This window comes from Ruegeria sp. HKCCA4633, from assembly GCF_013034605.1.
GTDB lineage: Bacteria > Pseudomonadota > Alphaproteobacteria > Rhodobacterales > Rhodobacteraceae > Ruegeria.
The window spans coordinates 61,186-72,446 of the sequence record NZ_WQGJ01000004.1 but is presented as its reverse complement, the minus strand read 5'-3'; the positions used below and the strand labels follow the sequence as shown (position 1 = coordinate 72,446).

18 protein-coding genes are annotated in these 11,261 nt (G+C 56.7%); 8 read left to right on the top strand and 10 right to left on the bottom strand.

Annotation, left to right across the window (positions count from 1 at the left end; genetic code table 11):
- Nucleotides 1-3: 3 nt before the first annotated feature.
- Together GOV85_RS11690 and GOV85_RS11685 are read right to left on the bottom strand one after the other, a co-directional pair.
- Nucleotides 4-603: a phospholipid-binding protein MlaC gene (locus GOV85_RS11690; protein WP_171178297.1), complete on the bottom strand. Its 600-nt coding sequence runs from the start codon at nt 601-603 to the stop codon at nt 4-6.
- Nucleotides 593-1,408 carry a VacJ family lipoprotein gene (locus GOV85_RS11685; protein WP_371732269.1) on the bottom strand — a complete coding sequence of 272 codons (816 nt, stop codon included), beginning with the start codon at nt 1,406-1,408 and terminating at the stop codon, nt 593-595. Before GOV85_RS11685 ends, GOV85_RS11690 begins: the two co-directional genes overlap by 11 nt.
- A gap of 290 nt (nt 1,409-1,698) precedes the next feature.
- On the opposite strand from GOV85_RS11685, the gene GOV85_RS11680 reads away from it, so the two are divergent.
- Genes GOV85_RS11680 through GOV85_RS11665 form a run of 4 tightly spaced genes read left to right on the top strand, consistent with a single transcriptional unit; the run spans nt 1,699 to nt 4,441 of the window.
- Entirely contained in the window at nt 1,699-2,154 is a 456-nt protein-coding gene (locus GOV85_RS11680; protein WP_171178294.1) for a RidA family protein, read from the top strand.
- A complete protein-coding gene (locus GOV85_RS11675; protein ID WP_171178292.1) occupies nt 2,151-2,918 on the top strand; it encodes a glycerophosphodiester phosphodiesterase family protein in 768 nt (255 codons plus the stop codon). Before GOV85_RS11680 ends, GOV85_RS11675 begins: the two co-directional genes overlap by 4 nt.
- 45 nt (nt 2,919-2,963) lie before the next feature.
- Entirely contained in the window at nt 2,964-4,151 is a 1,188-nt protein-coding gene (locus GOV85_RS11670) for a GNAT family N-acetyltransferase (protein WP_171178290.1), read from the top strand.
- Complete coding sequence (locus GOV85_RS11665) at nt 4,148-4,441, top strand: 4a-hydroxytetrahydrobiopterin dehydratase (protein ID WP_171178288.1); 294 nt, start codon at nt 4,148-4,150, stop codon at nt 4,439-4,441. Before GOV85_RS11670 ends, GOV85_RS11665 begins: the two co-directional genes overlap by 4 nt.
- Here the strand turns inward: GOV85_RS11665 and GOV85_RS11660 are convergent.
- The 4 genes from GOV85_RS11660 to GOV85_RS11645 form a co-directional block, all read right to left on the bottom strand.
- On the bottom strand, nt 4,438-4,746 hold the full coding sequence (locus tag GOV85_RS11660) for a hypothetical protein (protein ID WP_171178286.1): 309 nt from the start codon (nt 4,744-4,746) through the stop codon (nt 4,438-4,440). The genes GOV85_RS11665 and GOV85_RS11660 overlap by 4 nt on opposite strands.
- A 23-nt stretch (nt 4,747-4,769) precedes the next feature.
- Complete coding sequence (locus GOV85_RS11655; protein WP_245222904.1) at nt 4,770-5,117, bottom strand: hypothetical protein; 348 nt, start codon at nt 5,115-5,117, stop codon at nt 4,770-4,772.
- Between the two features lie 11 nt (nt 5,118-5,128).
- The gene (locus tag GOV85_RS11650; protein ID WP_171178282.1) at nt 5,129-5,374 is read right to left on the bottom strand and encodes a glycine zipper 2TM domain-containing protein; all 246 of its coding nucleotides are present in this window, start codon (nt 5,372-5,374) and stop codon (nt 5,129-5,131) included.
- A 101-nt stretch (nt 5,375-5,475) separates the two neighbouring features.
- Complete coding sequence (locus GOV85_RS11645; RefSeq protein ID WP_171178280.1) at nt 5,476-5,961, bottom strand: peroxiredoxin; 486 nt, start codon at nt 5,959-5,961, stop codon at nt 5,476-5,478.
- A 99-nt stretch (nt 5,962-6,060) separates the two neighbouring features.
- On the opposite strand from GOV85_RS11645, the gene GOV85_RS11640 reads away from it, so the two are divergent.
- Genes GOV85_RS11640 through GOV85_RS11625 form a run of 4 tightly spaced genes read left to right on the top strand, consistent with a single transcriptional unit; the run spans nt 6,061 to nt 8,659 of the window.
- On the top strand, nt 6,061-7,272 hold the full coding sequence (locus GOV85_RS11640; protein WP_171178278.1) for an NAD(P)/FAD-dependent oxidoreductase: 1,212 nt from the start codon (nt 6,061-6,063) through the stop codon (nt 7,270-7,272).
- On the top strand, nt 7,269-7,832 hold the full coding sequence (gene rsmD, locus GOV85_RS11635; protein ID WP_171178276.1) for a 16S rRNA (guanine(966)-N(2))-methyltransferase RsmD: 564 nt from the start codon (nt 7,269-7,271) through the stop codon (nt 7,830-7,832). Before GOV85_RS11640 ends, rsmD begins: the two co-directional genes overlap by 4 nt.
- The gene (locus GOV85_RS11630) at nt 7,825-8,454 is read left to right on the top strand and encodes an HAD family phosphatase (protein WP_171178274.1); all 630 of its coding nucleotides are present in this window, start codon (nt 7,825-7,827) and stop codon (nt 8,452-8,454) included. Before rsmD ends, GOV85_RS11630 begins: the two co-directional genes overlap by 8 nt.
- 25 nt (nt 8,455-8,479) lie before the next feature.
- On the top strand, nt 8,480-8,659 hold the full coding sequence (locus tag GOV85_RS11625) for a hypothetical protein (RefSeq protein ID WP_171178272.1): 180 nt from the start codon (nt 8,480-8,482) through the stop codon (nt 8,657-8,659).
- Here the strand turns inward: GOV85_RS11625 and map are convergent.
- From map to sfsA, 4 genes are all read right to left on the bottom strand, one after another.
- On the bottom strand, nt 8,647-9,459 hold the full coding sequence (gene map, locus GOV85_RS11620) for a type I methionyl aminopeptidase (protein ID WP_171093205.1): 813 nt from the start codon (nt 9,457-9,459) through the stop codon (nt 8,647-8,649). The two genes, GOV85_RS11625 and map, sit on opposite strands and share 13 nt — an antisense overlap.
- Before the next feature lie 165 nt (nt 9,460-9,624).
- Complete coding sequence (locus tag GOV85_RS11615; RefSeq protein ID WP_171178270.1) at nt 9,625-9,999, bottom strand: hypothetical protein; 375 nt, start codon at nt 9,997-9,999, stop codon at nt 9,625-9,627.
- Nucleotides 10,000-10,021: 22 nt separating this feature from the next.
- Nucleotides 10,022-10,396, bottom strand: a complete 375-nt coding sequence (locus GOV85_RS11610; RefSeq protein ID WP_171178268.1) for a hypothetical protein — start codon at nt 10,394-10,396, stop codon at nt 10,022-10,024.
- A 167-nt stretch (nt 10,397-10,563) separates the two neighbouring features.
- Nucleotides 10,564-11,259, bottom strand: coding sequence for a DNA/RNA nuclease SfsA (sfsA, locus tag GOV85_RS11605; protein ID WP_171178266.1), 696 nt, complete (start codon nt 11,257-11,259; stop codon nt 10,564-10,566).
- Nucleotides 11,260-11,261: the final 2 nt, after the last annotated feature.

The following is an 11,261-nucleotide window of genomic DNA, read 5'->3' as shown; positions in this document are numbered from 1 at the left end:
AGGTTAGCCTGTTTTGTTCAAATCTCTGATCAGTTGATCCAGATTGCCTTTCCGGGCATCCAGCATAGCGCCGATTTCGGTGCGTTCGGTCAGCAGAAGGTTCACGCCTTCAATGAACATATTATAGAACTTGTCCCGGCCCGACTTGTCGGACACCAGGAACGTCACGTCAAACGGGGCGGAGCCGCGCAGTTTGACCATCGTCCGAACTTCGTACCCGGCCTTGATTTTTCGCGCATTGCGTACGTCAACCTCGCCACCAATAAACTCTCGGAACCGGCGGCCGTATTTACGCGAGATATAGCCCTGGAACGCTTTGGTGAATTTTTTCAGCTGGGCGGGGCTTGCCGTGCGGGCATCCGCCCCCAGGGCATAGCGAGCCATGATCGGGACATCACCATATTGCACAAAGATTTTTTCGAAGTCGCGCAGCATTGCCTTTTCAGACTTGCCCGAATCGATCACCCGATTGATGTCAGCAACCACGCTGTTGACCAGCGCTTTGGCTGCAGCTTCGGTCTGCGCCAAGGCAGGCATGGGCAGCAAGGCCAGCGCGAGGCTCGAGGCGATGAAGTGACGGCGGTTCAACTCGTTATTCGGCATAGGGGTCCTCGTAGGGGTCTAAAAAGGGGTCCCTGACCGGGTCTGTCCCGGTTTCGGCATAGGGGTCAGAATATAGATCCAGATAGGCGTCTTCGTCATCTCTTGCCAGTTCAAAGCGGCGATTTTGCAAAAAGATCAGGCGTGCTTGCGCGTAACTGTCTGCACTTTCGTAAAGAATCGAGTCGACTGTATCCGAGAACCGGCCGCGATCTCCCATGCGGCGCACGATCTCGGCGTAGACGCCAATATTGTCGACCGGTCGCACCGGAGAAAAATTGATTGGGTTCGAGAACAAGTTGATCACAACCCCGATCGCATCTCGTTGGGTGGATGGGCCGTAGAAGGGAAGCTCAACATATGCGCCTTCGCCCACACCCCAGACATGCAGCGTCTCGCCGAAATCGGTATCCACTGGTGGCAAATTCAATTCATCCGCAGGTGCAGAAAGACCAAAGCCACCCACAGTCATGTTGATCACGAAGCGCAGCAACGCGTTGCCCATCTGTTTCGGATTGCCCTGTAACAGGTAATCAACGGCCTGCCCCGGCAGCGAGATGTTTTCGGCGAAGGTGCTGAAACTGGTCACCATCGGATCAGGAACGATCTTCACATAGCCTTTCGAGGCGGGGCGGAACAAAAATCGGTCCACACCAAGGTTGAACTTGTGGATTGCCCGGTTGTTGTTTTCATACGGATCAAAAACATCGCTACGCGAGGCCCCCTCGGGCGGGGTAGTAGCGCAAGCAGACAGAATGGCCATGCATGACAGGACAATAAAATGTTTCAGGCGCAATCTGCTTGGCACGGTTTGCTTCTCCCAAAATGGTCCGACACATGGTCCGCCGGACGTTCAATCAAAATCCACGTGCTGGGGTGGCACAAGTTCTGTCACTAGTCGTTTCGGGTCTTAAATGAAACACCTTGCGTGTAACCTGTCATTTGGGGGCGGGTAAAGTGACCCAGGATCAACAGCTCGTAATAAGTAAAGAAACGCTCAGATCGCAGGCAGACAGGAAATTGCCGGTTTCCGTCTTTCCCAATCCAAGCTTCCCGGTTAGCGTCCGGCAGAGTCGAATTTAGGGAAGGACCCTCTCAATGAGCATCGCCGCAAAACTGGAAACCCTGGGTGTCACGCTGGATGACGCACCTGCACCCGCTGCCAACTATGTGCCGTTCGTGCGCGTGGGCAATATCGTTTATGTCTCGGGCCAGATCTCGAAAGCTGATGAACTGATCACCGGCAAACTGGGCGACGATATGGACGTTGAGGCCGGAGCTGCTGCGGCCCGGGTTTGCGCGATCAACCTGCTGGCGCAGGTCAAGGCAGCCTGCGGCGGCGATATCGAGAAACTGGTGCGTGTGATCAAGCTGACTGGTTTTGTAAACTCGACAGCAGAGTTCACAGCACAGCCACAGGTGATCAACGGTGCCTCCGATTTCATGGTCGAAGCGCTGGGCGAAGCGGGCCGTCATTCACGTTCCGCAGTCAGCGCGGCGTCCCTGCCGTTGGGTGTGGCGGTTGAAATCGAAGGTATTTTCGAAGTCGAATGATACCACCTTTGCCAAACGCGTTTTTGCAGGTCCCTATTGCTCATCGGGCTCTGCATGACATATCGGACAACCGCCCGGAAAACAGCCGGGCGGCTATTCAGGCAGCGATTGACGCGGGTTACGGGATCGAGATCGATCTTCAACTGACATCGGATGACCGGGCCATGGTTTTCCATGACTATGATATGGCGCGTCTGACCGGTCAGCCCGGGCCGATCCGTCAGGTCTCGGCGGCTGCAGCTTCTGGCGCGACCCTTTTGTATGGGGATGATGGCATTCCAACGCTGGATGAGGTCCTAGAGATGGTGGCAGGTCGGGTACCGCTGCTGATCGAACTGAAAGATCAGGACGGTGAAATGGGTGCCAATGTGGGCGCGTTGGAGCGGGATACCGTCCGCGCATTGCAGGGTTACGACGGTCCTGTGGCCCTGATGTCCTTCAATCCCAACTCGGTCGCTGAACTGGCACGGCTTGCCCCGCATCTGCCGCGCGGCATCACCACTTGCGCCTATGAACCCAGCGTCGAACTTTTGCCCCAAGGCGTTTGCGACAATCTGCGTGGTATTCCGGATTTTGATCGTGTCGGAGCAAGTTTCATTAGTCACGAGGCCGCTGACCTGTCGCGCCCCCGCGTGGCTGAATTGAAGGCGCGCGGGGTGCCAATCCTGTGCTGGACTGTCCGATCGCCTGAACAAGAGGCAGAGGCTCGCAAAGTTGCCGACAATGTGACTTTCGAAGGGTATCTGGCTGCGCATTCGGCTTGAACCTCCTTCAGGCTGTCACAGATAAAGGGCAGGCGCGGAGGACATATGGATCAGGCACAGATCGAAATTCAGGTATTGGGTGCTCTGTCGCAGATTTCTGCGGCAGAGTGGGATGCCTGCGCTTGCCCCGAAGCCGTTGATGGCGGGCGGCCTCTTGATCCCTTTACAACCCATCGGTTTTTACTAGCGCTGGAAGAAAGCGGCTCGGTTGGTCGCGGCACAGGCTGGCAGCCGCAATATTTGACTGCTTATCTTGATGGTATGCTGATCGCAGCGGCCCCGATGTATGCCAAATCGCACAGTCAGGGCGAATATATCTTCGATCATAGCTGGGCCCATGCTTATGAAAGCGCAGGTGGACGTTATTACCCCAAGCTTCAGATCGCAGTGCCGTTCACCCCGGCAACCGGACGACGTTTCCTGGTGCGCCCGGGATACGAGAGGATCGGCATGTCAGCTCTGGTGCAGGGCGCTGTACAACTGGCGGCGGATAATCAGGTTTCGTCGGTTCATGCGACCTTCTGTACCGAGGACGAAGCGTTGGCCGGTGAACAGATGGGCCTGATGTTGCGCGGCTCGCAGCAGTTTCACTGGTTGAATGAGGGCTATTCAGACTTCGACGCTTTCCTGGCTGCCCTGTCATCGCGCAAACGCAAGAACATCCGCAAGGAGCGGGCGCAGGCCAATGACTTTGGCGGTGACATCCGCACCCTGACCGGCGAAGCGTTGCGCCCGGAACATTGGGATGCGTTCTGGCGATTCTATCAGGATACCGGCGCGCGTAAGTGGGGCTCGCCGTACCTGACGCGCCAATTCTTTGATATTGCACAGGAAACCATGTCGGATGACATGGCCTTGGTGCTGGCGGAACGGAACGGCTTTGCCATCGCGGGTGCGTTGAACTTCATAGGCCGCGAAACGCTTTTTGGCCGGTATTGGGGTTGCGTTGAACATCATGCCTGTCTGCATTTCGAACTGTGCTATTATAGGGCGATAGACTTTGCCATTGCCCATGGTCTGGCCCGGGTCGAGGCGGGCGCTCAGGGTGAACACAAGTTGGCGCGGGGCTATTTGCCAACGCGCACGCATAGCTTGCACTGGGTTGGCGATCCGGGTTTTGCTGATGCCGTCAAAAAATATCTGGACGCCGAAGGCCGTGCAGTGGGAGAAGAGATCGAGATCCTAACGGACTACGGTCCGTTCAGGAAATCGAACCCGGAGGAACAGCAATGACCGAACTCTTGTCGACAGAAACCCGCGGCCCGCTGCTGGATCCGCTGTTCAAGAACGGTTGGACGATGGTCGAAGGCCGAGATGCGATTACAAAAACGTTTATATTCGACAATTTCGTTTCCGCTTTTGGCTGGATGACCCAGGTAGCGATTTGGTCCGAGAAATGGAACCACCATCCCGAATGGTTCAACGTGTACCGCACGGTCGAGGTTGTTCTGTCCACCCATGACGTAGGTGGTCTGTCCTCATTGGATGCCAAACTGGCACGCAAGATGGACAGTCTGTGCTAGCGATCATTTCCCGAGCCTTGGCCTCCGGCAAGTGAGGCCGTGGTCGCCATCTGCCTGAACTCGGCTGGCGTGACATAGCCGTCGCTGACATCTATGGATGCAGGAATCCTGGTGGTCTTGTTGCCAATCTGGCGCACGCTCCGCGCTGCTGGGTTTATGTCCAGACAGCGGTTTTGATAGCAGGTCAGCCCGGAAAGGTTGATTTCAATGCGAGACTGCCCATCCGGTCCCGTCACCACAGTAGCCTGCGGAACATCACAGGCCGCGACCAGTGCCAATGCGCCCAAACCAATCCATTTGTTCATACCAAGCTCCTGTCGTGACAGGCTTAATCCAGTTGGCCATTGCCATCCTGATCCGCCGTGTTGAAGTCCTCATCCATCTGAGCATCATATTCCGCTCTTGAGATAAAGCTGTCTTTGTTGCGGTCAACATTCTGAAACTGCTTGATGTCCAGAAACGGTTTGGCCTCTTCCAGGCCCAGGGTGCCGTTTTTGTCTTCATCCATGGCCTGAAATGCATAGTCCGAGAATGCGTCGAACTCGTCTTTTGATAAGAACCCGTCATTATTCGCATCAATGGCGTTCAGTTCTTTTTCATGCAGCTCTGCAACGGTTTCGGCGGCGGCTGCCGAGGTCAGAAATGTGATCATGAGTATGATAATTCCGCGTGTCATGGTTGACCCTTTCAGCATGCAAATCTCTGGCCTTCAAAGCCACCAGCCGCGGCACCCGCAGCGGTAAGGATTGTCTTGCCCGACCCGCCACCAAATTGATTGCCGATGGCGCCACCGATCAACGCACCGCCCAAAGTTCCGCCCAGGCACGCGATCTCGTGTTGGCGCGCGGCTTGTTGCTGTGGGGTGGGTGCCGGTCCGCAGGATGCTAGAATGGCGGAGCCGGTCAGGATAAGTGAAAATGTCTTAAGTGTCATAAAGAACTCCCCAAACGCCTGGATCAAGTATTCGCGCATTAGGGAAGAGCATCAAGTTAATTTGGGTTTTGATGGCCCCGAAAAACCGGGGCCGAACTCTATCAGATGACGTCCAGCAGGCCTTCACCGGCAGAGATTTCGCATGCGCCCGGGTTTTCTTCCAGGTTCAAGGCAGTGACTTTGCCGTCCTCAACCAGCATGGCATAGCGTTTGGACCGGGCAATCAGACCGGCGGGCGGGGCGTCGAAATCCATGCCGATGGCTTTGGTGAATTCTGATGCGGCATCTGCCAGCATGGTCAGACCGGCGTCAGACGCGCCGGTGGCTTCGCCCCAAGCTTTCATGACAAAGGGGTCGTTGACCGAAATGCAGATGATTTCGTCTACGCCTTTGGCGTCGAACTGATCTTTCGTCCGCATGAAGCTGGGTACATGCGCGGAATGGCATGTCGGTGTAAACGCCCCAGGAACAGCAAAGATCACCACTTTGCGGCCCTTGGTCTTTTCTGAAATCCGAACCTCTTCCGGCCCGTCCGCGCCCATCTGGGTCAGTGTCGCTTCGGGAAGGGCGTCTCCTGTTGAAATCATTTTTCAGCTCCTGTTGTTTGGATTTGCAGAATTGGGCTTAGCCGCAATATAGGTGGTCCAAACACGGAGACCACGGGAAAACTGCAGGGTGGGCAAAACATGAGCCATATTGTCGTGATCGGTGCCGGTCAGGCGGGTGCATCTTTGGTGGCGCGTTTGCGCAAGGATGGGTTCGACGGGGACATCACCCTTGTCGGCGCTGAACCGCATTTGCCCTATCAGCGCCCGCCTTTGTCCAAAGCATACCTGCTGGGCGAGATGGAGCTGGAGCGCCTGTTCCTGCGGCCCGAGAGTTTCTATGCCGAGAACAACATCACCCTGCGTCTGGGCCAGCGCGTCACGGGCATCGATCCGCAAGCCAAGACTGTGACGTTGGGGGACGAAGTCATTTCTTACGACGAACTGGCGCTGACCACCGGGTCCGATCCGCGCCGTCTGCCCGCGGCAATTGGTGGTGACCTGGAAGGTGTGCATGTGGTGCGCGATCTGGCGCATATCGACGATATGGAGCCCAAGGTCACTGAAGGTGCTCGTGCGTTGATCGTGGGGGGTGGCTATATCGGGCTTGAGGCCGCAGCCGTCTGCGCCAAGCGAGGCGTCAAGGTGACTCTGGTCGAGATGGCAGACCGTATTCTACAACGGGTTGCAGCACCCGAGACCAGCGACTATTTCCGTGCATTGCACAGCGAGTATGGTGCGGACATTCGCGAAGGCGTCGGGTTGGATCGGCTGATTGGCAAAAACGGAAAGGTGACGGGGGCCCTGCTTACCGACGGCACCGAGCTTGAGGTTGACTTTGTCGTGGTTGGTGTCGGCATCGCGCCCGCAACCCAATTGGCCGAGATGGCGGGGCTTGAGGTGGACAATGGTATCAAGACCGATGCCCATGGCCGCACTTCGGATCCGTCAATCTGGGCGGCAGGCGATTGTGCCTCGTTTCCACACGGTGAAGGCCGGATCAGGCTAGAGAGTGTGCCTAACGCCATCGATCAGGCCGAGATCGTCGCGCAGAACATGCTGGGCGCGGCCCGGGATTATGTGGCGACCCCATGGTTCTGGTCGGACCAGTATGACGTCAAACTGCAGATCGCCGGTCTGAACACCGGATATGACCGCGTTGTGACCCGCAAGGGCGAAGGGCAGACCGTGTCCTTCTGGTATTACAAGGGCGATCAGTTGATAGCTGTGGACGCAATGAACGATCCCCGCGCGTATATGGTCGGCAAACGCTTGATCGACGCAGGCAAGACGGCCGATCCGGCCATCGTGGCGGATCCGGACGCGGACCTGAAGCCGCTGCTTAAAGCGTGAGAATCATCGCCGGAGAGTTCCGGGGCCGCGCCTTGGCCTCGGTCGGCAAAGGGGATGCGGGGGCACATCTGCGCCCCACCACTGACCGTGTGCGCGAAAGTCTTTTCAACGTCCTGACCCACCAGATCGATTTTGACGGCCTGCGCGTGCTGGATCTGTTCGCAGGAACCGGGGCGCTGGGGCTTGAGGCGCTGTCGCGTGGTGCGTCTCATGTCACCTTTGTTGATGACGGACGTGTGGCCCAAGGGCTAATCCGCAAGAATATCGACCTGACCCACAGCGCCGAGCGTACCGATCTGGTCCGCCGCGATGCCACCCGGCTGGGCGACAACCCGAAGGCCCCATATGATCTGATCTTTCTGGACCCCCCCTACGGCAAAGCGTTGGGCCAAAAGGCAGTGACCGCAATAACCGCCGGTGGATGGGTCGCTGATGACGCCTTACTGGTTTGGGAAGAAAATGCTCCGATGCAGCCACCTGCCGGGTTCACGTTGCAGGGCAGTCGGAAATATGGCGACACGTATATCTCTTTGATATGGAAAGACGAACCGGATGCATGATCTGGTGATTTTTGATTGCGATGGCGTTCTGGTAGACAGCGAAGTGATCTCGAACCAGGTGCTGGTTGAAAATCTAGCTGGCTATGACCTGCACCTGACACTGCCTGAATGCATGTCGCTGTTTGTAGGCGGAACAATGGTCGGGGTGCGCGACAAGGCACGCAGCATGGGTGCCGATTTACCCGATGACTGGGTGGATCAGATCTATGCTGAAACCTATGACCGACTTCGCAAAGGGGTTCCTTTGGTGCCTGGTGTTTCCGAATTGTTGGTGGCATTGGATCAAAACGGCATCCCGTTCTGCGTTGCGTCAAACGGCAGCCCGGACAAGATGAAGATCACCCTGGGTCAGAATGGGCTCTGGGACCGGTTCAAGGACGTTATGTTCTCGGCTCATGTTCTGGGAACTGGCAAACCGGACCCAAGGATGTTCAAGCTGGCCGCTCAGCACTTCGAAGCAAACGCCCCGGTGGTTATTGAAGACAGCGAGAACGGCGTCACTGCGGCCACCCGGGCGGGTATGCGCTGTTTGGCCTACGCACCGCATGGCGGCAGGCTGGCAGATCTGGGTGCCGAAGTAATCACGCACATGTCACAAGCGCACCAGTTGTTGGGACTCTGACCCTTTGTTGTGCTAAGGTGCAGGCATGGACCGCGCCCTGACACCCTTTAGTTGGACGTTTTCCCACGACGCCGAAGCCTCGACCGGCCCCGAGCGCAAACCCATGCGCGCGCCTGTTTTCATCCACGACGCGGTGACGCCTTGGGGGGCAGAGACAATGCTGCTGAAAGTGATGCGCGAACAGGCTGCCGATCAGGAGGAATAGGTCGGGTGGAACTTATCGCCCGGCGAGAGTGTAAAAATCTCGACCCCATCCGCTGTGACACCCACCGAATGCTCGAACTGTGCCGACAGTGACTTGTCGCGGGTCACAGCAGTCCAGTCGTCGGCCAGTGTCTTGGTTTCAGGACGGCCCAAGTTGACCATCGGTTCGATGGTAAAGAACATACCCTCTTCCAGAACCGCGCCAGTGCCCGGACGGCCATAGTGCAAAACGTTGGGCGGCGCGTGGAACACGCGGCCCAGACCGTGGCCGCAGAAATCACGCACAACACTCATCCGGTGCGCTTCGACATAAGCCTGAATGGCGTGGCCGATATCGCCAAAAGTGTTGCCGGGCTTCACCATCTCGATGCCCTTGAACAGCGCGTCATGGGTCACTTGAATCAGCCGCTCTGCTTTGCGGGGCAATTTACCGGCCACATACATACGCGAGGTGTCGCCGAACCAGCCATCGACGATCACAGTCACGTCGATGTTCAGGATGTCGCCATCCTTCAGCTTTTTTTCACCCGGAATGCCATGGCAAACGACGTGATTGACGCTGATGCAGCTGGCGTGCTGATAGCCTTTGTAGCCAATCGTGGCCGAAGTTGCGCCTGCGTCTTCGACCATCTGCGTGATCAGCCCGTCAATCGCGCCAGTGGTCTGGCCGGGAAAGACGTGTTCTGCAATATCATCCAGAATGCGTGCCGCCAAAGCCCCTGCCGCGTGCATTCCGGCAAAGTCGCTTTGTTCATAGATGCGGATGCCGTCTTTGGTCAGGCGGCCACGATGTTCTTTCATCGACGCTAAGCTCCAAATGTTTCGCGCAGCATTCCTTTTACGCTGCTTGTGCAGAAAGTACCAGAGGGCGCAGGGTCACACTCTTTCAGCGAAGTAGTTCGACGGCTTATCAGTTTCAACAGCCGCTCTCTCATGCCATTACTACGACCCTATGTCGCGACAGGCTCAATCCCACGCTATTTTCGGGGGTGGAGTGCCGCAAACTTCCAAACGAGCGGACAGTGCGATCAATTTGCCCTTGGTCGCGGCTATTTCGCCCTCCAAATCATCCCCAGATAAACTGGATACAGGAACGCCGATTAACAGCACGCCGACAGCGTCACCAGCAACCGCTTGTTTTTGTGCGGAAACCAAGGCAGGCACTCTGGCAACCTCTTGTTGGTAGAGTTGTCGTGCCTTTGCGCAAGATACGTCGTTATAGACGTCTCCGATTGGAACCGGTGCAATCGAACTTGGTTGTTCCGCGCACGCGGTGACGGCGAGAAGGACGGCCAATGTGACTAAATTTTTTTGCATGCTGAACTCAGTGATTTCTGACATAAGGCGACAGTTTCGCGAAGGCTCAGCAGGTATAGGTGAACTCCCACTGAGGGTCGATGACCAGTTGGGCAGAACGGATGTCACATGTTCTGCCGGTTGACTTCAGGTACTCTGCCGCCGCCGATTGAAAGACCAACTGCGTGGGGTCCATACTGCCAGCCAAGCCGAATGTTGCCCCTTCGGCGGCACCTGCCAATGCCGCATCTCCCAAGCTGGGCGTCAGCATAATCAAGCCGCTTTCAGGCTTGTCGAAGACGCGCCAGGTTCTGCCAAAGGCTTCGAAGTTTATTGGGTCGACGTCGCCATATGTCTTCATCGCGTAACTCATGCCCGAGCAAGAGGCCGTGTATAGGAGTGCGGCGCACAGAACGGTCATACCAATGGCTTTGTATCGCATGACAAATCTCCCCTCGAAATTGTCGTGCTGAATAGCAAAGCTTTTTGTATGCTCATTAACCTTGATATGAATCAACAAATAGCGTTTTAAGAATGTTTATAGTGAGCTTTAGGTTTGACCCGAGACGCTAGGTTATCTTGTTTCTGGCGGGTGCTGCTGAATGGCCTCTAGATCGGTTTGGGTAAGACTGCGACGCCTAAGGGTGAAATCTCTGTCCCATACACCAATCGTTCCACCCCCTGCGCCTGTGCTGTTTCAAACGCCGCCGCATAGGCCGGGTCAATATCAGCCGCCAGCGCAAACCTGTCGCAATCGGTACGCTGGACCAGATACAGCATGATCGCGCGGTGTCCTTGCGCGGCCATGGCTGCCAGCTCGCCCAGATGCTTTGTGCCGCGTGCCGTGACACTGTCGGGAAACTCGGCCAGGCCGGGCTGGCGCGAGAGGGTCACGCTTTTGACCTCGACATAAGCGTCGGGCAGGCCCGGCCCGGTCAGCAGGAAATCGATGCGGCTGTTTTCGCCGTATTTCACTTCGGGCCGGACGGTGTCATAGGCGGCCAGTTCTGCAATCTCACCGGCTTCAAGCGCTGCCCTTAAGGCGCGATTGGGAACCGAGGTGTCAACGCCGGTGAAATGCCCGTTTTCGTGATCCACCAAACGCCAGCCGTATTTCAGCTTTTTCTTGGGGTCGTCATTGGGTTCCAGCCAGATTTTCTCGCCCGGTTCAGCCAGCCCCATCATCGATCCCGGATTGGCGCAATGGGCCGTAACCTCTTGCCCGTCTTCCAGCGTGCAATCAGCCAGAAAGCGTTTGTAGCGGCGGATCAGGCGGGCGGGGACAAGAGGGGTTTCAAATCGCATGG

Bases quoted from the DNA above. Each gene is read 5' to 3' on its own strand.
- GOV85_RS11690 (WP_171178297.1), bottom strand. From the start codon at position 603: ATGCCGAATAACGAGTTGAACCGCCGTCACTTCATCGCCTCGAGCCTC.
- GOV85_RS11680 (WP_171178294.1), top strand. From the start codon at position 1,699: ATGAGCATCGCCGCAAAACTGGAAACCCTGGGTGTCACGCTGGATGAC.
- GOV85_RS11675 (WP_171178292.1), top strand. From the start codon at position 2,151: ATGATACCACCTTTGCCAAACGCGTTTTTGCAGGTCCCTATTGCTCAT.
- GOV85_RS11670 (WP_171178290.1), top strand. From the start codon at position 2,964: ATGGATCAGGCACAGATCGAAATTCAGGTATTGGGTGCTCTGTCGCAG.
- GOV85_RS11665 (WP_171178288.1), top strand. From the start codon at position 4,148: ATGACCGAACTCTTGTCGACAGAAACCCGCGGCCCGCTGCTGGATCCG.
- GOV85_RS11660 (WP_171178286.1), bottom strand. From the start codon at position 4,746: ATGAACAAATGGATTGGTTTGGGCGCATTGGCACTGGTCGCGGCCTGT.
- GOV85_RS11655 (WP_245222904.1), bottom strand. From the start codon at position 5,117: ATGACACGCGGAATTATCATACTCATGATCACATTTCTGACCTCGGCA.
- GOV85_RS11650 (WP_171178282.1), bottom strand. From the start codon at position 5,374: ATGACACTTAAGACATTTTCACTTATCCTGACCGGCTCCGCCATTCTA.
- GOV85_RS11645 (WP_171178280.1), bottom strand. From the start codon at position 5,961: ATGATTTCAACAGGAGACGCCCTTCCCGAAGCGACACTGACCCAGATG.
- GOV85_RS11640 (WP_171178278.1), top strand. From the start codon at position 6,061: ATGAGCCATATTGTCGTGATCGGTGCCGGTCAGGCGGGTGCATCTTTG.
- GOV85_RS11630 (WP_171178274.1), top strand. From the start codon at position 7,825: ATGCATGATCTGGTGATTTTTGATTGCGATGGCGTTCTGGTAGACAGC.
- GOV85_RS11625 (WP_171178272.1), top strand. From the start codon at position 8,480: ATGGACCGCGCCCTGACACCCTTTAGTTGGACGTTTTCCCACGACGCC.
- map (WP_171093205.1), bottom strand. From the start codon at position 9,459: ATGAAAGAACATCGTGGCCGCCTGACCAAAGACGGCATCCGCATCTAT.
- GOV85_RS11615 (WP_171178270.1), bottom strand. From the start codon at position 9,999: ATGTCAGAAATCACTGAGTTCAGCATGCAAAAAAATTTAGTCACATTG.
- GOV85_RS11610 (WP_171178268.1), bottom strand. From the start codon at position 10,396: ATGCGATACAAAGCCATTGGTATGACCGTTCTGTGCGCCGCACTCCTA.
- sfsA (WP_171178266.1), bottom strand. From the start codon at position 11,259: ATGCGATTTGAAACCCCTCTTGTCCCCGCCCGCCTGATCCGCCGCTAC.